This is a genomic window from Paraburkholderia nodosa (assembly GCF_001718195.1).
Taxonomy (GTDB): Bacteria; Pseudomonadota; Gammaproteobacteria; order Burkholderiales; family Burkholderiaceae; genus Paraburkholderia; species Paraburkholderia nodosa_A.
Map to the genome: position 1 here is coordinate 15,363 of NZ_MCNV01000027.1, position 21,912 is coordinate 37,274.

At 66.7% G+C, this 21,912-nt stretch carries 19 protein-coding genes; 14 read left to right on the forward strand and 5 right to left on the reverse strand.

The genetic code is table 11. From position 1 onward, the window contains the following. Window positions 1-17 precede the first annotated feature (17 nt). Together cutA and dsbD are read left to right on the forward strand one after the other, a co-directional pair. Window positions 18-329 carry a divalent-cation tolerance protein CutA gene (gene cutA, locus BFD71_RS31655; protein ID WP_176732981.1) on the forward strand — a complete coding sequence of 104 codons (312 nt, stop codon included), beginning with the start codon at window positions 18-20 and terminating at the stop codon, window positions 327-329. Next, window positions 322-2,289 carry a protein-disulfide reductase DsbD gene (dsbD, locus tag BFD71_RS31660; RefSeq protein ID WP_069268219.1) on the forward strand — a complete coding sequence of 656 codons (1,968 nt, stop codon included), beginning with the start codon at window positions 322-324 and terminating at the stop codon, window positions 2,287-2,289. The genes cutA and dsbD overlap by 8 nt, the downstream gene beginning before the upstream one ends. 95 nt (window positions 2,290-2,384) lie before the next feature. Here the strand turns inward: dsbD and hemB are convergent, their stop codons facing one another. Beyond that, window positions 2,385-3,383 (reverse strand): porphobilinogen synthase, encoded by a 999-nt coding sequence (gene hemB, locus BFD71_RS31665; protein WP_069268220.1) that lies wholly within the window; start codon window positions 3,381-3,383, stop codon window positions 2,385-2,387. A gap of 397 nt (window positions 3,384-3,780) precedes the next feature. After that, window positions 3,781-4,440 (reverse strand): ribosome biogenesis GTP-binding protein YihA/YsxC, encoded by a 660-nt coding sequence (gene yihA, locus BFD71_RS31670; RefSeq protein ID WP_069268221.1) that lies wholly within the window; start codon window positions 4,438-4,440, stop codon window positions 3,781-3,783. A 238-nt stretch (window positions 4,441-4,678) separates the two neighbouring features. Between yihA and BFD71_RS31675 the strand changes: the two genes are divergently transcribed. The 5 genes from BFD71_RS31675 to msrQ all read left to right on the forward strand — a co-directional run bounded on the left by BFD71_RS31675 (window position 4,679) and on the right by msrQ (window position 10,992). Then, window positions 4,679-5,353 (forward strand): c-type cytochrome, encoded by a 675-nt coding sequence (locus BFD71_RS31675; protein ID WP_069268222.1) that lies wholly within the window; start codon window positions 4,679-4,681, stop codon window positions 5,351-5,353. 164 nt (window positions 5,354-5,517) lie between these two features. Further along, window positions 5,518-7,755, forward strand: a complete 2,238-nt coding sequence (locus tag BFD71_RS31680) for a cytochrome c biogenesis protein ResB (RefSeq protein ID WP_069268223.1) — start codon at window positions 5,518-5,520, stop codon at window positions 7,753-7,755. A 46-nt stretch (window positions 7,756-7,801) separates the two neighbouring features. Next, window positions 7,802-9,046 (forward strand): c-type cytochrome biogenesis protein CcsB, encoded by a 1,245-nt coding sequence (gene ccsB / locus BFD71_RS31685; RefSeq protein ID WP_069268224.1) that lies wholly within the window; start codon window positions 7,802-7,804, stop codon window positions 9,044-9,046. Window positions 9,047-9,252: 206 nt separating this feature from the next. Beyond that, entirely contained in the window at window positions 9,253-10,254 is a 1,002-nt protein-coding gene (gene msrP / locus BFD71_RS31690) for a protein-methionine-sulfoxide reductase catalytic subunit MsrP (protein WP_069268225.1), read from the forward strand. A gap of 12 nt (window positions 10,255-10,266) precedes the next feature. After that, window positions 10,267-10,992 (forward strand): protein-methionine-sulfoxide reductase heme-binding subunit MsrQ, encoded by a 726-nt coding sequence (msrQ, locus tag BFD71_RS31695; protein WP_083245570.1) that lies wholly within the window; start codon window positions 10,267-10,269, stop codon window positions 10,990-10,992. Between the two features lie 76 nt (window positions 10,993-11,068). Here msrQ and lysA read toward each other — a convergent pair whose 3' ends face one another. Together lysA and lptM are read right to left on the reverse strand one after the other, a co-directional pair. Further along, window positions 11,069-12,340, reverse strand: a complete 1,272-nt coding sequence (gene lysA / locus BFD71_RS31700) for a diaminopimelate decarboxylase (protein ID WP_069268226.1) — start codon at window positions 12,338-12,340, stop codon at window positions 11,069-11,071. Window positions 12,341-12,350: 10 nt separating this feature from the next. Beyond that, window positions 12,351-12,698, reverse strand: a complete 348-nt coding sequence (lptM, locus tag BFD71_RS31705) for an LPS translocon maturation chaperone LptM (protein WP_069268227.1) — start codon at window positions 12,696-12,698, stop codon at window positions 12,351-12,353. Window positions 12,699-12,733: 35 nt separating this feature from the next. Between lptM and cyaY the strand changes: the two genes are divergently transcribed. After that, window positions 12,734-13,051, forward strand: coding sequence for an iron donor protein CyaY (gene cyaY, locus BFD71_RS31710; RefSeq protein ID WP_069268228.1), 318 nt, complete (start codon window positions 12,734-12,736; stop codon window positions 13,049-13,051). 121 nt (window positions 13,052-13,172) lie between these two features. Here the strand turns inward: cyaY and BFD71_RS31715 are convergent, their stop codons facing one another. Then, the gene (locus BFD71_RS31715) at window positions 13,173-15,608 is read right to left on the reverse strand and encodes a penicillin-binding protein 1A (protein ID WP_069268229.1); all 2,436 of its coding nucleotides are present in this window, start codon (window positions 15,606-15,608) and stop codon (window positions 13,173-13,175) included. 288 nt (window positions 15,609-15,896) lie between these two features. Between BFD71_RS31715 and pilM the strand changes: the two genes are divergently transcribed. The 6 genes from pilM to aroB all read left to right on the forward strand — a co-directional run bounded on the left by pilM (window position 15,897) and on the right by aroB (window position 21,883). Then, the gene (gene pilM, locus BFD71_RS31720; RefSeq protein WP_069268230.1) at window positions 15,897-16,877 is read left to right on the forward strand and encodes a type IV pilus biogenesis protein PilM; all 981 of its coding nucleotides are present in this window, start codon (window positions 15,897-15,899) and stop codon (window positions 16,875-16,877) included. Further along, window positions 16,874-17,563, forward strand: a complete 690-nt coding sequence (locus BFD71_RS31725; protein WP_069268231.1) for a hypothetical protein — start codon at window positions 16,874-16,876, stop codon at window positions 17,561-17,563. Before pilM ends, BFD71_RS31725 begins: the two co-directional genes overlap by 4 nt. Next, complete coding sequence (locus tag BFD71_RS31730) at window positions 17,560-18,432, forward strand: hypothetical protein (RefSeq protein ID WP_069268232.1); 873 nt, start codon at window positions 17,560-17,562, stop codon at window positions 18,430-18,432. Before BFD71_RS31725 ends, BFD71_RS31730 begins: the two co-directional genes overlap by 4 nt. Beyond that, a complete protein-coding gene (locus BFD71_RS31735) occupies window positions 18,429-20,039 on the forward strand; it encodes a type IV pilus secretin PilQ (protein WP_083245571.1) in 1,611 nt (536 codons plus the stop codon). The genes BFD71_RS31730 and BFD71_RS31735 overlap by 4 nt, the downstream gene beginning before the upstream one ends. Before the next feature lie 131 nt (window positions 20,040-20,170). Next, a complete protein-coding gene (aroK, locus tag BFD71_RS31740; protein ID WP_069268233.1) occupies window positions 20,171-20,725 on the forward strand; it encodes a shikimate kinase AroK in 555 nt (184 codons plus the stop codon). 75 nt (window positions 20,726-20,800) lie between these two features. Next, a complete protein-coding gene (aroB, locus tag BFD71_RS31745) occupies window positions 20,801-21,883 on the forward strand; it encodes a 3-dehydroquinate synthase (RefSeq protein WP_069268234.1) in 1,083 nt (360 codons plus the stop codon). The last annotated feature ends 29 nt before the right edge of the window (window positions 21,884-21,912 follow it).

Here is a 21,912-nt window from a genome sequence, read left to right on the forward strand (position 1 = left end):
CCCTCAATGTGACCCTGATGCTGACTACGGTGCCCGATGAGGGCACCGCCGAAACGCTCGCCGCCGGAGCGCTCGCGCAGCGTCTCGCCGCGTGCGTGACGCGCCTGGGCGCCGTGCACTCACAGTATCACTGGCAGGGCAACATCGAGTCGGGCAACGAGATCCAGCTGCTCTTCAAGACGAGTCTCGCCCGCGCGGCCGAGCTCGAACAGTTCATCCAGACCCAGCATCCCTACGAGACGCCCGAGATTCTCTCGTGGCAAGCCATGGCGTCGAACGCCTACGGGCAATGGGTCAATGCCGAGACTCAGCGCACCCTTCATGTCTAACCGCTTCGATCGGCGCTTGCGCGCCAAGCCGTACGCTACGCTGTCCAGCTTTCTGCTGCTCGTCTGCGCTCTGCTGCCGATGCTGCTCGGTGCGTCGCTCGCGCGTGCGGCCGACGACGACTTCCTGCCGCCCGACCAGGCCTTCACGTTCAGTGCGAGCGAAGCGCCGGGCATGGTCGACGTGCACTTCAAGATCGCCGACGGCTACTACATGTACCGCGAGCGCTTCGCCTTCGCAGTCCGCAACGGCACGGCGCAATTGGGCGAGGCGCAAATCCCGCCCGGCCACGTCAAGTTCGATCCGACCTTCCAGAAGAATGTCGAAACCTATCGCAGCGAGCTGACGATCCGCGTGCCGGTGCAGAAGGCGAGCGGTCCGTTCGATCTTGCGGTGACATCGCAGGGTTGCGCCGATGCTGGCATCTGCTATCCGCCCGCGGAACACGTGTTCCACGTGAGCGGCGCCGCTTTGCAGGCCGCGACGGCTGGCCAGAGCGCCGTGCCGGGCGCAGCGAACCCGACGCCCGCGCCTCAGCCGCAAACCACCGCGGTACCCGCAGCAGGTGACACCGAAGAACCCTGGTACGAGCGCGCCACGAGCGCCGACTACGCGCAATCGCTGTTGCAAGGCGGCGGCTTTTTCGCCGTGGTCGGCCTGTACTTCGTAGCCGGCATGGTGCTGAGCCTCTTGCCCTGCTCGTACCCGATGATCCCGATCCTGTCGGCGATCATCGTCGGTGAGGGCGAGCGCGTCACGCGCTCGCGCGGCTTCGCGCTCTCGTTCGTCTACGTGCTCGGCATGGCGCTCGTCTACACGGTGCTGGGCATTGCCGCTGCGCTGGTCGGGCAGAGCCTTGGCGCTTGGCTGCAGAACCCGTGGGTGCTGGGCTTGTTCGCAGTGCTCCTCACCGCATTCGCCGTCATGCTGATCGCGGGCTACGACATCGCCCTGCCGCAGCGCTGGCAGGACGGCGCCTCGCGCGCCACCCAGGGCCGTTCCGGCGGCAAATTCGCCGCGGTCGCCGTGATGGGCGCGCTTTCCGCGCTCGTGGTGGGCGCCTGCATGACCGCGCCGCTCTTCGCGGTGCTGGCGTTCATCGCGCACACGGGCAACGCCGTGCTCGGCGGCGCGGCGCTCTTTGCGATGGGCCTGGGTCTCGGCGTCCCCCTGATGATCCTCGGCCTCGGCGCGGGCTCGCTGCTGCCGCGTGCGGGCACGTGGATGGATGGCGTGAAGGTGTTCTTCGGCGTCGTGCTGCTCGCGGCCGCGCTCTGGATCGTCTGGCCGGTGCTCGGCGCCACCGCGCAGATGCTGCTCGCTGCCCTCTGGCTGCTGCTCGCGGCCGCCGCGCTTGGCCTCTTCACGCCGAACGCGGGTGCGGCCAATGTGTGGCGGCGCCTCGGGCGTGGCCTCGGCGCTGCGTTCGCGATCTGGGCGGCGACGCTGATCGTCGGTCTTGCGGCGGGTTCGACGGATCCGCTGCGTCCGCTCGCGGTGCTGGCCGCGCGCGTGGGCGGCGCGAGCGATGTTGCCGCTGCAGGCGCGGCGCAGTCCGGCGGCGCCAACGAAGCGAACGCGCTGGTGTTCGCGCCCGTGCGCTCGCCCGCGCAACTCGATGCGGCGCTCAAGACCGCGGGCAAGCCGTCGATGCTCGACTTCTACGCCGACTGGTGCGTGAGCTGCAAGGAAATGGAGAAGTTCACCTTCAGCGACCCGCGCGTGCAGGCGCGCCTCGCGGAGCTGGGCCTGTTGCGCGCCGATGTGACCGCCAACAATTCGGACGACCAGGCACTGCTCAAGCGCTTCGGCCTCTTCGGACCGCCGGGCATCATCTTCTTCGATACGCAAGGGCGCGAAGTGCTGCGCGTGGTCGGCTACGAAAATGCCGACCGCTTCCTCGCGCGTCTCGATCGCGTGACGGCGCCGGCGCCGCAGACGCCGGCAGCGCCATCGGCCTGATCGGCGGCAAGGCGCGCGCGTGAGAACGCGCCTCGGCCCAAAAGCAAAAAGGCACGTCCATGGACGTGCCTTTTTTCATGCGACGCGTGCAGTGCTTACTTCTGTGCGCGCAGCAAACGCGCGGCGTCTAGCGCGAAATACGTGAGGATGCCGTCGGCGCCCGCGCGCTTGAACGCGAGCAGCGATTCCATCATCACCTTGTCGTGATCGAGCCAGCCGTTTTGCGCGGCGGCCTTGAGCATGGCGTACTCGCCGCTCACCTGGTACACGTAGGTCGGAAAGCGGAATTCGTCCTTCACGCGGCGCACGATGTCGAGATACGGCATGCCGGGCTTCACCATCACCATGTCGGCGCCTTCCTCGATGTCGAGGCGCACTTCGCGCAGCGCCTCGTCGGAGTTCGACGGGTCCATCTGGTAGGTCATCTTGTTGCCCTTGCCCAGATTCGACGCCGAGCCCACGGCATCGCGGAACGGACCATAGAACGCCGAGGCGTATTTGGCCGAGTACGCCATGATGCGCGTGTGGATGTGGTTCTCGCTTTCGAGCATCTCGCGGATCGCACCGATGCGCCCGTCCATCATGTCCGAAGGCGCGACGATATCGACACCGGCTTGCGCCTGCGCGCGCGCCTGCGCGACGAGGATTTCGATGGTCTCGTCGTTGATGACGTAGCCGTTCTCGTCGAGCACGCCGTCCTGGCCGTGGCTCGTGTACGGGTCGAGCGCGACGTCGCAAAGCACGCCGAGGTCGGGGAAACGCTTCTTCAGTTCTCGCACGGCGCGCGGAATCACGCCGTCGGGGTTCGTCGCCTCGATGCCATCGGGCGTCTTGAGCGCCGGATCGACAACGGGGAAGAGCGAAAGCACCGGAATGCCGAGTTCGACGCACTGCTCGGCGACGCCCATCAGCAGATCGATCGACACGCGTTCGACGCCGGGCATCGACGGCACGGCTTCGCGCACGTTGTTGCCCGCGATGACGAATACGGGGTAGATCAGGTCGTTCGTGGTGAGGAGGTTTTCGCGCATCAGACGGCGCGAGAAATCGTCACGTCGCATGCGGCGCGGACGATGATGCGGATAGAAGCTCATGTCGGCGGATATCTTGAAACGGGATGGGTCCCGGGGCGCAGGAAACTTTTCGGGACAATGGTATATCATACCGATCGAGCGAGGCGCCTGGCGCCGAGCTCCCCGCTTCTCCTCCCTGAGCGGGTGCCTGTCGTTTTTCGATAAGGCTGTTTAACCCGCCGGAAATCACGGCGGGTTTTTTTATGTGCGCCGAAAGGGCGCGTGGCAAGGCCCCGCGGCGCAAGCCGGAACGGGCGCTTGTGCCAGCGTTTGGCGTGGTCTGTATGCGGTAGCGCACATAGCGCGGAAAATGCTGCGCCGGCCTTGCGAAAAGATATGATGAAAGCGCATGAAAAGCCCGACACTGTCGGCTTTCAGACGACTGAGGGCCTGCCCGAAGCGACTGGCCCGAGGTGCGCTATTCCGCTTGCGTGTCGGTTTCGCCGACAGCTTCCCGCGGCACAATCCAGCTCTCGATTACGGCATGCGCCTCGTCGAGCCCCACGCGCTTGAGCGCCGAAAAAAGCTGGGCGCTCAGCTTCCCTTCGTAGCCTTGCTTGCTGTACTCGTCGAACGCCTTGTTCGTCGTGCGCAGCGCGAGCAGGCTTTCTTGGCGCGTCAATTTGTCGCACTTTGTGAGGAGTGCGTGGATCGGCTTGCCCGTCGGTGCAAACCACTCGATCATGCGGCGGTCGAGGTCGGTGAGCGGGCGGCGGGCATCCATCATCAGGATGAGGCCCGAGAGCTGCGCGCGCGTTTGCAGATACAGCGAGAGAAGTTGCTCCCAGTGCGCCTTCGCGGCGGCCGGCACCTCGGCATAGCCGTAGCCGGGCAGGTCGACGAGATAGCCCGCGGGTTCGTCGGCGGGGCCGACCGAGAAGTAGTTGATGTGCTGGGTGCGGCCCGGCGTCTTCGAGGCGAAGGCGAGCCGCTTCTGGTTGCACAGCAGATTGATGGCGGTGGACTTGCCGGCGTTCGAACGGCCGGCGAACGCGACCTCGGGCCGCGCCGTAGCGGGCAGGTCGCGCAGATGATTCACCGTCGTGAAGAAGCGGGCTTGGTGCAGCAGGAAGGCCATCGGAAAAGGACCACAATGTGAGACAACGCGGCGGGTGGCCCGCCGGGCCCGGACGCGCCCGGGATGGATTCTGGGATATCGGGGGCAGGCCCGACTGGCGCCGTGGCGCCTTGCGCGCTATTGTACAATGCGATGGTTTACTGAATACCAGCAAGGCCAGCGCGGGCCTTTCGAGGTAGATCGGTCGCTGTCGTACATTGCAGAACCTGATTCCCACAAGACGAAACAAGGTGCGCGAATGAATCGACTGGGCAAGTGCTTGAAGGTATTCGAGAGTGCGATAGCGTCAGGTCTTACAGCAGGTTTATTCATGATGGCGGGGCAGGCAAGCGCGGCGGATCAGGGAACGCCGGCCAAGCCCGACGTCGCCCGGGGGCAAGCCATTGCGGCGCAGGTCTGCGCGGCCTGTCACGCGGCCGACGGCAACAGCTCCGGCGGCGCGTATCCCAAGCTCGCCGGGCAGCACGCCGACTATCTCGTCAAGCAACTCAAGGACTTCAAACCGCAGCCTGGCGGCAAGCCGGCGGCGCGCGCAAACCCCATCATGGCCGGCTTCGCTGCCGCGCTGTCAGACCAGGATATGATCAACGTCGCAGCCTGGTTCGCCTCCCAGACACCCAAGCCCGGCTACGCGCACGACGCGAAGACCGTGCCGTTTGGCCAGTCGATCTGGCGCGGCGGCATCGCCGACAAGGGCGTGCCAGCCTGTGCAGCGTGCCACGGACCCACGGGACAGGGGATTCCGATCCAGTTTCCGCGCCTTTCGGGCCAGTGGTCGGAATATGTCGTTGCACAACTCAATGCTTTCCAGCAGGGCACGCGTAACAATAACGATCCGATGCGAACCATCGCGCACCGGCTCTCGGACGACGAGATCAAGGCGGTCGCCGATTACGCCGCCGGCCTGCATTGAGCGCAGCAGGTTCGCCGCGCGTGTGATCAGCAGTCTCACGGCGCGGCTGGCCGGAAAACAAGAAAAGGGTGAGGGCGTCGTCACGCTGACGGCGCGCCTGCACCCTTTTTTGCTGTAGCGCCTCATCGGCAAGAAAGCAGCAAGAGCGAAAAAGCGGAGTTTGAATGAGCGTCACCACGCAGGGTTTGCAGTTGAATGTTCGCCAGAAGGCCGTGAAAAGCGCCGTCGAGCTGATCAGTTCGATGCGCTTCGCGATTGCGCTGCTCGTCGTGCTCGCCATCGCGAGCATCATCGGCACGGTGCTCACGCAGGACGACCCGTACCCGAACTACGTCAACCAGTTCGGCCCCTTCTGGGCCGACATCTTCCGCTCGCTGAGCCTCTACACGGTCTACAGCGCGTGGTGGTTCATGACGATCCTCGGCTTTCTCGTGGTGTCGGTTTCGCTGTGCGTGATCCGCAACGCGCCGAAGATGATCGCCGACATGAAGAGCTGGAAGGACAAGGTCCGCGAAGGCAGCCTGCGCGCGTTCCATCACAAGGGCGAGTTCGCGGTGGAGGGCGGCACGCGCGAGCAAACGGCCGCCACGCTCGGCAAGCTGGCGGGGCGCATGGGCTACCGGTTCGTCACGCGCGAGAGCGATGGCGCCACGCTCATCGCGGCCAAGCGCGGTGCGCTCACGAAGATCGGCTATATCTTCGCCCACCTCGCGATCGTGATCATCTGCCTCGGCGGCCTGCTCGACAGCAATCTGCCGATCAAATTCCAGATGTGGCTGTTCGACAAGACGCCCATCCGCAGCAACGCGGTCATCAACGACATTGCGCCCGAGCACCGGCTCTCGCAGTCGAACCCGACGTTCCGCGGCTACGCCTGGGTGCCCGAGGGCCAGTTCGTTTCCACGGCCATCCTCAACCAGCCCGACGGCTCGCTGATTCAGGACCTGCCGTTCTCCATCCAGCTCAACAAGTTCATCGTCGACTACTACTCGACCGGCATGCCCAAGCTCTTTGCGAGCGACATCGTCGTGATCGACCACAAGACGGGCCAGCGCGTTCCGGCGCGCATCGAGGTGAACGAGCCGTTCGAGTACGACGGCGTGTCGATCTATCAGTCGAGCTTCCAGGACGGCGGCTCGCAGATGTCGATGACGGCGTGGCCGATGTCGGGGGCGAGCGCGAAGCACTTCCCGTTCGGCGGCACGATCGGCAATTCGGCGCCGCTCGCGGTGCCCGCCGGCCAGACGGTGCCGGGCGTGGATGGGCAGACGATCGAATTCGCGGACTTCCGGGCGATCAACGTCGAGAACATCTCGAACGGCAGCGGCGCGAACGACGCGCGCGGTGTGGCCCACCAGTCGCTCAAGGAAGCGTTCGACGAGCGCCTCGGCTCCGGTGCGAAGAGCTCGAAGCCGCTCGATCTGCATAACGTCGGCCCCTCGGTGCAGTATAAGGTGCGCGACAAGAACGGCCAGGCGCGCGAGTACAACAACTACATGCTGCCCGTGGACGTGGGCGGCGGCGACCGCATGTTCCTCGCGGGCATGCGCGAGAATCCCGACGATCCGTTCCGCTACCTGCGTATTCCCGCCGACACCGGCGGCACGCCGAAGGAGTGGATGATGCTGCGCGCGGCTTTCGAGGACCCCGCCTTGCGTGCGCAGGCCGCGAAGCGTTTCGCCGCGCGCTCGGTCCCCGATTCGAACCGCGAGTTGCAACAGCATCTCGAAGACAGCGCCGAGCGCGTCTTGACCCTTTTCGCGGGCTCGGACGCGCCGCAGGCAGGTGCTGCGGTTGCTGCAGGCGCCGCTGGCGGCTTCCAGGCCGTGGCCGCGTTCATCGACAAGTCGGTGCCGAAGGAGCAGCAGGAAAAGGCCGCGAGCCTCCTGCTGCGCATGCTCGAGGGTGCGACATGGGATCTCTGGCAGCTCGCGCGCGAGCAGGCCGGCGAGCCCGATCTGAAGCCCGATGCCGACGCCGCGCGCTTCGTGCAGGACTCGATCAACGCGATATCCGATAGCTTCCTGTATGGATCTCCTGTCTATCTACAGCTCGATTCATTCAAGCAGGTGCAAGCTTCGGTATTTCAGTTGACGCGCGCGCCGGGCAAGAAAGTCGTGTATCTTGGCAGCCTGTTGCTCGTGCTCGGCATCTTCTCGATGTTCTACGTGCGTGAGCGGCGTCTGTGGTTCTGGCTGAAGGACCGGAAGGGGCAGGACGGTCAGGACCACGGCGTCGACGTCATCATGGCGATGTCGACCGCCCGCCGTACCCTCGACTTCGAGAAGGAGTTCGCCCGTACCTGCGATGCGGTCGGCCGTGCGCTAGGCGCGGCGCCGCAAACGGGCGCCGCGGACGATGCGGGCGACACGAACGGCAGCGGCACGGACCGTGCGCCCTGATTCACGCACGTGATTGCAGCCACTCACGATCAACACCGGTAAGCCCATGGACTTGTCTCAGGTTTCCTCCTCCGCGAAGGCTCGCCGCGCCGAACGTGCGCAGGTGGCCAATGCCGCTGTGGCGCACGGCGCCGCGACTGCCCGTGATCCGCTCGCCGGCGTCCTGTTCGACGAACGCCCTTTCCTGCGCCGCCTGACGGTGGTGGACTGGCTGTTCGCACTGGCGCTCGTGGCGGGCGCGGGCTTCGCGCTCTCGCGCTACCACGCGCACATGAACTACTACGACAAGCTGGTGCTGTGCGGCACGACGCCGGCGCTCGTCGTGCTGGGCTGGCGCTGGAAGCCGGCGCGGCTCCTCATGGCCGGTATCGCGGTGCTCGCGCTGTTCGCGATCCAGATCTACCAGGGCGACCTCGCGCGCGCGGATCAGGCGTTCTTTCTCAAGTATTTCCTCTCCAGCCAGTCGGCCATTCTGTGGATGAGCGCGCTGTTCGTGCTCGCCACGCTGTTCTACTGGATCGGCCTGCTCTCGCGCTCGCCCTCGGGCGGCTCGATCGGCTCGAAGCTCACATGGGCGGCGGTGCTCATGGGCTTCGTCGGCCTGATGGTGCGCTGGTACGAGTCTTATCTCATCGGCGCGGACGTCGGGCACATTCCCATCTCGAACCTCTACGAAGTGTTCGTGCTGTTCAGTCTCATCACCGCGCTCTTCTATCTGTATTACGAAAGGCACTACAACACGCGCGCGCTCGGCGCGTTCGTGCTGCTCGTGATCAGCGCGGCCGTGGGCTTCCTGATGTGGTACTCGATCTCGCGCGACGCGCAGCAGATCCAGCCGCTCGTGCCCGCGCTGCAGAGCTGGTGGATGAAGATCCACGTGCCGGCGAACTTCATCGGCTACGGCAGCTTCGCGCTTTCGGCCATGGTGGGCGTGGCGTACATCATGAAGGAGCGCGGCGTGCTGGCGGACCGTCTGCCCGCGCTCGAGGTGCTCGACGACGTCATGTACAAGTCGATCGCCGTGGGTTTCGCGTTCTTCACCATCGCGACCATTCTCGGCGCGCTGTGGGCGGCGCAGGCCTGGGGCGGCTACTGGAGCTGGGACCCGAAGGAAACCTGGGCGCTGATCGTGTGGCTCAACTACGCCGCCTGGCTGCATATGCGCCTCATGAAGGGCCTGCGAGGCGGCGTGGCGGCCTGGTGGGCACTTACCGGGCTGCTCGTCACGACCTTCGCATTCCTCGGCGTGAACATGTTCCTTTCGGGCCTGCACAGCTACGGCAAGCTGTAACCGAATCGGCCTGCAAGACGAACTAACCGTCGGATGCCTCGCGCTCCGACGGTTTTTTTTCGTCCGCCGGGAAGTTTTCTGCGAATTGCGCGTTTGCCCGCTTGAGGTCATCCCGTCGATCCACGTCGTGCACAGCACGGCAGGACGGGTCGAGATACGATCAATGTGCTGGCGGCGCACGCCACGCAAGAAGCAGGAGCAGCGATATGTGGATCAAGCGGAGCAGCAGGATCTTGCTCAACGGTGACGACATCCCCGCGAGCGAAATCACGCCGCAAAAGGTGTACGAACAGCGTCGGCGCATTCTGCGGGCCGCGGGCGCGCTTGCGCTCGGCAGCATTGCGGGGCCGTTCGGTGCAAGAGAGGCGTTTGCGGAATACGCCCCCGGCGACCCGAAGGCGCAGAAGCTCGCCGCGCAGACGAACACGAAGTTCGTCGCGCTCGACAAGGTCACGCCCTACAAGGACATCACGACCTATAACAACTTCTACGAGTTCGGCACCGACAAGGGCGATCCGGCTCAAAACGCGCACACGCTGCGGCCGCGTCCGTGGAAGCTGAGCGTCGAGGGCGAGGTGAAGAATCCGAAGGTCTATGACATCGACGAGATTCTCAAGCTCGCGCCGCTCGAAGAGCGCGTGTACCGGCATCGTTGCGTGGAGGGCTGGTCGATTGTCGTGCCGTGGGTCGGTGTTTCGCTTTCCGAACTGATCCGCCGCGCGCAGCCCACGGGCAACGCGCGCTACGTGCAGTTCATCACGCTCGCCGACCCCTCGCAAATGCCGGGTCTCGCCGAGCCGATTCTCGACTGGCCGTATTCCGAAGGCCTGCGCATGGACGAAGCGATGAATCCGCTCACGCTGCTCACGGTCGGCCTTTACGGCCAGGTGCTGCCGAACCAGAACGGCGCGCCCGTGCGTGTGATGGTGCCGTGGAAGTACGGCTTCAAGAGCGCGAAGTCGCTGGTGAAGATCCGCTTCGTCGAGAACCAGCCGCCCACGAGCTGGAACAAGTACGCGCCGAACGAGTACGGCTTTTATTCGAACGTGAACCCGAACGTCGATCACCCGCGCTGGAGCCAGGCCACGGAGCGGCGTATCGGCGAAGACGGCTTCTTCCAGCCCAAGCGCAAGACGCTCATGTACAACGGCTACGGCGACCTCGTCGCGTCGATGTATCAGGGCATGGATCTGCACAAGAACTTCTGAGCAACGAGCTTGATGGAGCGAGAGATGGAATCGACGACGACACCACAGGCCGCCGCGCGCGTGGGGGCGGGCCAGGCGCGCCCTGCGCGAAAGGCGGGTGTGGCGAGCGTGACGGGCCCGCGCTGGCTGCCGTGGGCGAAGGTGGCGGTGTTCGTCGCGGGGCTGTACCCGCTTGCGCGCCTCGTGCTGTTCGGCTTCACGGACGGGCTCGGTGCGAATCCGATCGAGTTCATCACGCGGTCCACAGGCCTGTGGACGCTGGTGTTCCTCTGCATCACGCTCGCGGTCACGCCGCTGCGACGAATCACGGGCTGGAATACGCTGGTCCGCTTTCGACGCATGCTGGGCCTCTTCGCGTTTTTCTACGCGACGCTGCACTTCACGACCTACATCTGGTTCGACAAGTGGTTCGACGTCGCCGCGATGCTCAAGGACGTGGGCAAGCGGCCATTCATCACGGTGGGTTTTGCCGCGTTCGTGTTGCTGATTCCGCTCGCCGTGACGTCCACGCGCGCGATGGCGCGCCGGCTCGGACGGCGCTGGCAGACGCTGCATCGGCTCATCTACGCGATCGGCGTGCTGGCGATTCTGCACTTCTGGTGGATGAAGGCGGGCAAGCACGACCTCGTGCTGCCCAAGCTCTACGGCGCGATTATGCTGGCGCTGCTCGGCTGGCGCGTGGCCGTGTGGCTGCTTGCGCGCTGGCGTGCCGCGCGCCCGGATGCGGGCGCCGCGTAGGTGCAGAGCACGCAGGCAGGCAAATAAAAAGCGACGCCGAGGCGTCGCTTTTTTCACGGGCGGGCGGACGAAAGACTCAGTCCGGCAGCACGCGCTCACTGGCGAACAACTCCGCCACGTTTTCGCGCTCGCGCGCGAGATGCACGCGCTTGCCGTCGACCATCACTTCGGCGGCGCGCGCACGCGTGTTGTAGTTCGAGCTCATCACGAAGCCGTAGGCGCCCGCAGAGCGGATCGCGAGCACGTCGCCCGGTTCGATCGCGAGCGAGCGTGCGCGGCCCAACCAGTCGCCGCTTTCGCACACCGGGCCGACCACGTCGTAGGTTTGCGGTGCCGACTGGCGCGCAACGACCGGCTCCATCGCGTGATACGCGTCGTACATGGCGGGACGGGCGAGGTCGTTCATCGCGGCGTCGACGATCGCGAAGTTCTTCTCCGAGCCTGGCTTCAGGAACTCGACCGTGGTGAGCAGGATGCCCGCATTGCCCACGAGCGAGCGGCCCGGCTCGAAGTACACCTCGCGCGCCTTGCCCGTTTTCGCGCCATACGCCTCGATGCGGTCGAGCACCGTGCGCACGAACTCGCCGATGTCGGGCGGCGTTTCGTCGTCGTAGGTGATGCCGAGGCCGCCGCCCACGTCGATGTGGCGGATGCTCACGCCGTCGGCTTCGATCTGGTCGACGAGTTCGAGCAGCTTATCGATGGCGTCGAGATACGGCGCGATTTCGGTGATCTGCGAGCCGATGTGGCAGTCGATGCCGACCACGTCCAGGTGCGCCATGGCCGCGGCCGCGCGATAGGTCGCGCGCGCTTCGTCGAATGCCACGCCGAACTTGTTCGCCTTCAGGCCGGTGGAAATGTACGGATGCGTTTTCGGATCGACGTCCGGATTCACGCGCAGCGAAACTGGCGCCTTCTTGCCGAGCTTGCCCGCCACCTCGTTGAGGCGGTCGAGTTCGGGAATCGATTCGACGTTGAAGCACTTCACGCCCGCTTCGAGCGCCTCGCGCATTTCGCCGGCGGTCTTGCCGACGCCCGAGAACACCACGTCCTGCGCTTTGCCGCCTGCCGCGAGCACGCGGGCGAGCTCGCCCGCCGAAACGATGTCGAAGCCCGCGCCTTCGCGCGCGAACACGTTGAGCACGGCGAGGTTGCTGTTCGCCTTGACCGCGACGTGCACCTTGGCGCGGCGGCCGGCGCAGGCGTCGGCGTAGGCGTGCCATGCAGCGGTGAGCGCCGCGCGCGAATACACATAAAGCGGCGTGCCGTACTGTGCGGCGAGATCTGCGGCCGAGACGCCTTCTACGAAGAGCGTGCCGTTATCGCGGTGAAAAGCGGACTGGGTCATGCGAGCGTTTTTACTGGGTTGGCGTGGCGTCGGAAGCCGCCTGCGGGCTGCCGGTGGTCGCGGGTGGGGTGCCGAGTTCGGTGTCCGGGGACAACGACAGCGGCGTGCCGGAGGTGTCCGGAATCGTGCCGATGGGCGCCGATGCAGACTCGGGAGCGCTCGCGGGCGTCGCGCCGGTTTCCGGCTGCGTGGTTTCGAAATTGGGCTTGGGCGGAAGCGGCGGCACGGTGGGCATGTAGAGCGCGCCGCGCTGGCCACAGCCTGCGAGCGCGACGGCGCCGATCGCAAAAGCCGCTAGAATCGCGCGGGGCGTCCATGCGCTGGGGGCCGCTGCGCGCGTCCGGGAAATGACACGCATAATTGTCCCTGAATGAATAACCGGTGGAGTTTAGCATGCCAGACAATGACTACCTGAGCCGCGCGGAGGCCGTGCTGGCGGCCGTAGAGCGGGCCGTGGACGAGGCCGAAGCGGACATCGAACTCGAGCGCAGCGGCAACGTTCTGACGCTCGAATTCGAGAATCGCACGAAGATCATCGTGAACCTGCAGCCGCCGATGCGCGAAATCTGGATCGCGGCGAAGGCGGGCGGTTTCCACTATCGCTTCATCGACGACAAATGGCGCGACACGCGCACGGGCACCGAATTCTTCTCGGCGCTCACGGCCTATGCAACGGAGCAGTCGGGCGAGCCGGTACGGTTCGAGCCATAAGCGCGCAAGCGTGAGCTCATAAAAGAAACGGGCGCGAGTCGCAAGACTGTGAACTGAACCCCAAGAGTTGGACATAGATCCGACCCTTGGGGTTTTTTCATGGCCATTGCTGCGGTGTGCCTCAGTGCCCGCGGAACAGATTCATGATGTCTTCCTTCTCCTTCGCATTCACGTGCTCGGGCGTCGGATCTGCACCGGCATCGTCGGCGCCCGATGCGCCGCCAGCCGACGCCTCGAGCGCCGCCTGACTGATGCCCACTGTCGAGACGAAGCCGTGGCCCGGCGTGGCGTCGGCGTAGTAGAGCTCGTCGCCGAGCGTGACGATGCCGTCCGGCATCGCCATCTTGTACTCGGGCACGCCGCTTAGCGCCTTCTGCATGTAGTCGATCCAGACCGGCAGCGCGAGACCGCCGCCCGTTTCCTTGTCGCCGAGGCTGCGCGGGTTGTCGTAGCCGATCCAGGCGATCGCGGCCAGCGTGTGCTGATAGCCCGCGAACCACGCGTCGCGCGAGTCGTTGGTCGTGCCGGTCTTGCCGCCCAGGTCGGTGCGCTTGAGGACGTTCGACTTCGCGCCCGTGCCGCGCTGCGCGACGCTCTGCAAGAGGCTGTTCATGATGTACGCGTTGCGCGGGTCGATGGCGCGCGGCGCGTTCTGCTCGGCCACGAGCGGCTGCGCCTGGGCGACCACCATGCCGCGCTGGTCGGTGACTTCGGCGATCAGATACGGATTCACGCGATACCCGCCGTTGGCGAACACCGAGTAGCCGGCGGCCATCTGCAGGGGCGTGACGAGACCCGCGCCGAGCGCCATCGGCAGGTAGGCGGGATGCCGGCCGGCGTCGAAGCCGAAGTGCGTGATGTACTGCTGCGCGTACTTCGTGCCGATGTGGTTGAGGATACGGATCGACACGAGGTTCTTCGACTTCATGAGCGCCGTACGCATGCTCATGGGGCCGTCGAAGCCGCCGCCGTAGTTCTTCGGCTCCCACGGCTGGCCGCCCGTTTCGGCGGCGCTGAAGAAGAGCGGCGCGTCGTTGATGACCGTCGCCGGCCCGAGCCCCTTGTCGAGCGACGCCGAGTAGATGAACGGCTTGAAGCTCGAACCCGGCTGACGCCACGCCTGGGTGACGTGGTTGAACTTGTTCTTGTTGAAGTCGAAGCCGCCCACGAGCGCGCGGATCGCGCCGTCCTGCGGCACGATCGAGATGAATGCGCCTTCGATTTGCGGCAGCTGCGTGATCGACCAGTCGCCTGCGTTGTTGCGCGCGAGGCGGATGATCGCGCCCGGCCGGATCTTCTGCGACGGCTGCGCGCGCGTGGAGAGCGCGAACTGCGCGAAGCGCAGCCCGTCGCCAGTGACGCTCGTAGTGTTGCCGTCCATGAACGTGACCCGCACTTCCTTCGGGCTCGCCGCCGTGACGACCGCCGCCACGAGTTCGCCGTTGTCGGGGTGCTCGACGAGCGCGTCGTCGATGGCCTGCTCTCGCTCGTCGCTGTCCGTGGGCAGGTCGATGAACGCCTCGGGCCCGCGATAGCCGTGGCGCCGTTCGTAGTCCATCAGTCCCCTGCGCAGCGCGCGATAGGCGACATCCTGATCGGCGGAGTCGATGGTGGTGACGACGTTCAGTCCGCGGGTGTACGCCTCCTCGTGGTACTGCGCGTACATCATCTGGCGCACCATTTCCGCGACGTACTCGGCGTGGACGCTGAATTCCTTGCCCGCACCCTTGACGACGAGCGGCTGCGCCGCGGCCTCGTCGTACTGCTGCTGGGTGATGTAATGCAGCTCGAGCATGCGCTGGAGAATGTACTCCTGGCGCACCTTCGCCCGCTTCGGATTGACGACCGGGTTGTAGGCCGACGGCGCCTTGGGCAGCCCGGCCAGCATCGCGCACTCGGCGAGTGTGAGATCTTTCAGATCCTTTCCGAAGTACACGCGCGCGGCGCTCGCGAAGCCATATGCGCGCTGGCCCAGATAGATCTGATTCATGTACACCTCGAGAATCTGATCCTTCGAGAGTTTCGACTCGATCTTATAGGCGAGCAGCATCTCGTAAATCTTGCGCGTGTAGGTCTTTTCGCTCGAAAGGAAGAAGTTGCGCGCCACCTGCATGGTGATCGTGCTGGCGCCCTGGGTGGCATGGCCATTGGTGAGCGCGACAAAGCCCGCGCGCGCAATGCCGGCGAGGTCGACGCCGCCGTGATCGTAGAAGCGCGCGTCTTCGATGGCGAGAATGGCCTTCTTGAGGTTGTCCGGCACGTCCTTGAAATGGACGATGTCGCGCCGCTCCTCGCCGAATTCGCCGATCAGCACATGGTCGCGCGTGTAGATGCGCAGCGGCACCTTCGGGCGATAGTCGGTGAGCGCCTCGAGCGACGGCAGGTTCGGTGTCGCCACGACGAGCGCGTAGCCGAGTACGAGCGCCACACACACCACGCCGGCGAAAATGAGGCCGAAAAAGGCGATCAGCAGCGTGGCCCACCACGGGCGCTTGCGCCGCCGGGGCGGCTCGGGCGGCGTGGAAGGCGGTACGGACGAAGGAAGCTGATCTTGCATACGAACACCAGAAAAACAGTCCCGCGATTATAGCCGCCGCTCGCCCGCTGGCTTTCGATACGCTTACATGGACGGCGCGGGCGAGCACGCGATCCGCTGTTTCTGTCGATGCGTCCGCTGACGCCTCTGCTGATATTCGCACTGTAGACGCGCCCCTGGCGCGTGGATAGCGCTGGCGGCGACCGTTGGCCGTTCGGCCGAGTATTCGTGCGCCACCGCGATTCGCACAATTTCTCCATCGACGCGCTGCGAACGGTTTGCGGCGCGCGGACGTACGGGAGGGATGCGATGGGTTTCGGGAATCCGCTGTTGTTGGGCGCTCGCCGGTTTGCCGCGGGTGTGGATTTAAGCGCGCGCGGGGTCACGCTGGTGGTGTTGAGCCAGCGCATTGTCGGGGCGGGGCCGGTCCGCCTCGAATGGCTGGCGAGCGCGCCGCTCGCGCGCGAGGCGCTCGCCGGCGCGGAGATCGTCGACCGGGCGGCCATCGTCGCGGCGCTTCGCTGCGTGTTTGGCGAGTTGCCGCGCGCCAGCGCGGCGGCGTCGCTGCGTTGCGCCATGGCGCTGCCCACGAGCGCGACGCTCGTCGCGACCGTGCCGCTTGCGCGTCTGGCGCCGGCGGGCGCGACGGACGAATCGGGTATTCACGCAGCGCTGGAGCCGCTCGTGCTGGCGGAGGCGGAGCGCACGGCGGGCGTGGAGCGCGGCGAGCTGGCGGTCGACTGGAGCGTGCTGCCGGCCACCCCGCGCAGCCGCGAAGCACAGGTGACGATCGCGGCGACGCCGCGGCAGCATCTCGAATCGCGCATCGAATGCGCGGCTATGGCGGGCATCACGCTGTGCGCCGTGGACGGCGAGGCGCACGCCGCGTTGCGCGCCATGCGGCACGCGGCGGTGTACGAGTTGCCGCCGCACGAACCCTGGGTGGCGATCTGGGTCGGCCCGGAAGGCGTGCACGGCTGGTTGCTCGTCGACGACTCGGTCATCCGGCACATGCGCTTTCCCGCGCTCGAACATGCCGATCTCGTGGAGGCGCTGCACGACCTCGTCGACGGCGAGCAGGCCGGCTGCGTGCAGGTCTCGGGCGAGCTTGCCATGCTTCGCGGCGCAAACTTCACGATGGCCGACATCGGCGACGCGCTGGGTGCGCCAGTGCTGCCGTTCGAATGCGCACCGCTGGCCGACGTCGAGTGGCCGCTCGCGGCGACGCTGTTGCACGATCCGGCGTGCGCGGTGGCCTTCGGGCTCGCGCTGCGCGGGGTGGCGGAATGACGCTCGCGCGCGCTGTGCGCGGCTTTCCGGGCCGGGCCGTCGGCGGTTTCAACTTGCTGCCGTGGCGGCGCCGCGCCATCCGCAGGAGGCTCCGCTGGCGCCTGCTCGAATGGGGCGCCGCGGCGCTTGGCGGATGCGCGTGTGCGCTGGGTGTCGTGCTTTGGCAGCGCATCGAATGCAGCACGCTCGAGGTTCGGCGCGAGGCGCTGGAGCGGCCACTGGCGCAGTGGCGCGCACCGCTCGCCGAGGCGCAGCGCCTCACGCGGGAGATCGAAGCGCGCCGCATCGGCGATCGACTCGCCCGACAGCACGCGCAGGCGACGGCGCGCTTTTTCGCCCTTGCGGACGCGTTGGCGAGTGAGCCTGCTCCAGGCGTCGGCTTGCAGCAGCTTGCGCAGTCCGCCGATGAAACCGATCTGCAGGCGAGCGCGGCGGACGAATCGGCGGCTGCGGCCTGGCTCGGACGCCTGCGCTCGCTGCCCGACGTCGAGGCCTTGAGCGTGCGCGAACTCAAGCGCGGCGTGCCGGCTGGCGCTGCACGTGAGCGTGTGCCCGATGGCGAACCGATTCGCGTGGCAGCTCATCTCGTCTGGCAAGGCGCGAGCACTGTGCCGCAGGGCGGCGCACCGCGAGTGCGCGAGGCGTCCCGAGCGTCGAGCGGCGCCGCCGCGAAGGAGGCGACATGAGCACGATGCCTGCGCACGCTGGACAGGAGCGGGGGCTTGTTTCGCCGCAGTCAGGCAGGGGCAGCGCATTGCGCGGATGGCCGCCGCTTCACGTGTGGAGCACGCGCCGCCGCCGGGCTGTCGCGTCGATGATTGCCGTGCTGGCTCTCGCCGCCGCGAGCGTCGCCTGCATCGTCGGAGATCCACTCGGTGTGAATGCAGCTCGCGCCGAGCTGCGAACCGCTCAAAAGCGCTACGGCGATGCCCAGCAAGTCCTGGCGCGCCTGCCCGCGCTGCGCGACGCTGCGGCGCGAACGGCTTCGCGTGCGCCGCGCGCTGGCAATTCCGCCGACGATATTCGCCGCATCTCGCAGCTCGCCGCGCAATCGGGCCTCGTGCTGCATGCGCTGGAGCCTGGCGTTGCGGGCGGCGCACAAGCCGAGGCGTTCCGGTCGATCAAGCTGGTCGCGCAAGGCAGCTTCGCGCAACTGCGTGGACTGCTCGAAGGGTTGGCGCGCGAGCCGGCGCTCACGGTGCCATCCGGGCTTGCAGTCCGGCGCACGGGAACCGGTTTGTCGGTCTCGGCAACGTTGCGTGTGTACGATGCGCTTCCCGCCGTGCCGCTGGCGGTGGCTCCGGGAGCGGCGGCTCGCGATCCCTTCACGCATGCGGCTGCGGCCGGTACGGCGGAAGACGGGTGGCGCCTTGCCGGCATCCTCCAGGATCGGCAGCGCATCGTCGCGCTGGTGGAAACGCCTGATGGCGTCGTGACCGCGCAGGCGGGAGAGGCGATCGGCGACGCTCGCGTGCTGGAAATCAGGCCGGCGAGGGTTGTCGTCGCGGCGGGTGGGACGACGCGCGCGCTCGGCTGGGCGGAGCCGGTGAAATGAGCGCGCTGAAGCGGACCGTTGCCGTCCTCGCCCCGTTGATGGTGAGTGTTGCCGCGGGCGCTGCATGGGCCGCGGTGCCTCAGCCTCGGCCTGGGTGGGCACATTCGCCGGCGGCGCTCGCGCACTACGAAGTGCCGCCGTTGCCCGATGGTGCGGCGGAGCCCGCAGCGAAACAGTGGACCGCCAATCCGTTCGTAGGAGGCAGCGATGCCCCGATGCCCGAAGACGTTTCGCAGGCACTCGCAGACGGCGGCGCTCACGTATCCCAACCCGCAGCCGAACCTTCGCGCGAACCCGGCGACGCGTCGGCAGCCGGGCCGCTCGAAGGGCCGCCCGTACCGCTGCGCGCGCCGATGCGGCTTGGCGACGCGGCGGCAGACAACGACGGTTTGCCGCCAAACCGGCCGATCACGCTCAACTTCCAGCGCGCTGAAATCATCGCCGTTCTGCAAGCGTTCGCCCAGTTCACGAAGCTCAATATCGTCGCAAGCGAACGAGCGCGCGGCCAGGTGACGTTGCGCCTCGACCGCGTGCCGTGGCGTACCGCGTTCGACCTGCTGCTCGAGGCGAACGGCCTGGCGATGTCGCGCATCGGCGATGTGATCTGGGTCGCGCCCGCCGCGGAGCTGGCGGCGCGCGAGCGGCAGCGTTACGAGGCGCACGCCCGGGCCGCGGAGCTGGAGCCGCTCGCCAGCCGCTCGTTCGAGCTGCATTACGCGCGCGCCGAGGAATTGCGGCGTTTCCTGACAGGCACGGGGTCACAGCGCGCACTCTCGAAGCGCGGCACGGCGGTGGCGGACGCGCGCACGAACCTCCTTTTCGTCACCGACCTGCCGGCGCGACTCGACCAGATCAGCGAGCTCGTGTGGCGGCTCGACGCGCCCGCGCGTCAGGTGCTGATCGAGGCGCGCATCGTCGAAGGAGACGAGGGGCTGTCGCGCGAGCTGGGCGTGCGTCTTGGCGTAACGCCGGTGAGTGTGGACGGCTCGACGGCCCGCGGCTTGACCGCCCGAGCCGACGGCACGGTGTACGACCTCGCGGCGGGCCCGATTTCCGGCTTCGAGCCTGCAGGCCTTGGGCTCACGCTGCTGGCCGCGCGCGCCACGCGCCTGCTCGACATCCAGTTGAGCGCGCTCGAGGCCGAAGGGCGCGGGCGCGTGGTGTCGAGTCCGCGCGTCGTCACCGCCGACCGCACGAAGGCCGTCGTCGAGCAGGGCACCGAGCTGCCTTATCAGGCCAAGGTCGGGCAGGGCGTTTCGGGCGTGCAGTTCCGGCGCGCAAGCCTGAAACTCGAAGTCGAGCCGCAGATCACACCCGATGGCCGCGTGATACTCGACCTCGATGTGGCGAAGGACAGTGTCGGCGAGCAAACGGCCGCCGGGCCTGCAATTAACACCAAACACGTGCAGACGCGCGTGGAAATCGAGGACGGCGGGACGGTCTCAATTGGCGGCATCGACGCGACGGATGACCGCGATGATGTGACGCGCGTGCCACTCCTGGGCAAAATACCGGTTCTGGGCGCGCTTTTTTCGCATCGCGCGCACCGGAATCAACGCAGCGAGCTGGTGGTATTCATCACGCCGCGCGTCGTGGAGCCGAATTGACCCTGATTGATCGGGCGACCCGGCCGCAAGCGCGAAGCCGCATGCTTGCGGGGCCGGAACACCGAGGCCGCAGGCTCGACAATGCCGCCGCTTTGCCAGTAAGCTGCGGCACCAACCTTTCGTAGGAAACGCTGCAAGTGCGGGACGCAAACGCCAATGTATTTTTCGTAGGGCTCATGGGCGCCGGCAAGACGACCGTGGGCCGGGCGGTCGCGCGCCGGTTGGAGCGCCCGTTCTTCGACTCCGATCACGAGATCGAGGCGCGCACGGGCGCGCGCATCCCGGTGATCTTCGAACTCGAAGGCGAAGCGGGCTTTCGCGACCGCGAGGCCCAGATGATCGAAGAGCTCACGGGGCGTGAAGGCATCGTCCTCGCGACCGGCGGCGGCGCGGTGCTGCGGCCCGAGAATCGCGCGGCGCTCAAGGCGCGCGGCTTCGTCGTGTATCTGCGCGCGCATCCGCACGACCTGTGGCTGCGCACGCGGCGCGACAAGAATCGTCCGCTCCTGCAAACCGAAGACCCCAAGGCGCGGCTCGAAGCGCTCTACGAAGTGCGCGACCCGCTGTATCGCGAAGTCGCGGACTTCGTGATCGAAACCGGCCGGCCTTCCGTCAACGGACTCGTCAACATGGTGCTGATGCAGCTCGACATGGCCGGCGTCGTGCGGGCCACTGCGCGCGAGTAGGGCGCAGGTGGCGCAGTGAGTCGCGCAGTGAGTCGTGAAGCAGGCAGTGCATCGGAAACCCAAAAGATTCAGAGCATGATTACCGTCAACGTCGAACTGGGCGAGCGCGCCTACCCCATCCATATCGGCTCCGGCCTGATCGGTCAGACGGCGCTCTTCGCGCCTCATATCGCCGGCAAGTCGGTCACGATCGTGACGAACACCGTCGTCGATCCGCTCTACGGCGAGACGCTGCGCACCGCGCTCGCGCCGCTCGGCAAGGACGTCAATACGGTGGTGCTGCCCGATGGCGAGGCGCACAAGAACTGGGAAACGCTCAACGAGATCTTCGACGCGCTGCTCACCTCGCGCGCCGACCGCAAGACCACGCTCATCGCGCTGGGCGGCGGCGTGACGGGCGACATGACGGGTTTCGCGGCCGCCTGCTACATGCGCGGCGTGCCGTTCATCCAGGTGCCGACCACGCTGCTTTCGCAGGTCGATTCGTCGGTGGGCGGCAAGACGGGCATCAATCATCCGCTCGGCAAGAACATGATCGGCGCGTTCTACCAGCCGCAGGCCGTGATCGCCGACATCGGCGCGCTCGCCACGCTGCCGGAGCGCGAGCTGGCGGCGGGCATCGCCGAGGTCATCAAGACCGGCGCAATCGCCGATGCCGAATTCTTCGACTGGATCGAAGCCAACGTCGAATCGCTCAACCGTTGCGAGCCCGAAGCGCTCGCGCACGCCGTCAAGCGCTCGTGCGAGATCAAGGCATCGGTCGTGGCCGCCGACGAGCGCGAGGGCGGCCTGCGCGCCATCCTCAACTTCGGCCATACGTTCGGCCACGCGATCGAGGCCGGGCTCGGCTACGGCGAGTGGCTGCACGGCGAGGCGGTGGGCTGCGGCATGGTGATGGCGGCGGACCTTTCGGTGCGCATGGGCATGCTCGACGAAGCCTCGCGCACGCGCCTCGTGCGCGTGGTCGAGGCCGCGAAGCTGCCGGTGCGTGCGCCCGCGCTCGGCGCGGACCGCTATGTCGAGCTGATGCAGGTCGACAAGAAGGCCGAGGGCGGGGCGATCAAGTTCATCCTGCTCAAGCGCTTCGGCGAGACGCACATCGGCCGCGCGCCCGACGAAGCCGTGCAGGCCACGCTCGCCGCCGCGACGCAGAGCTGAGGCGGCGCCGGCGACAACCCCTTGCGGAG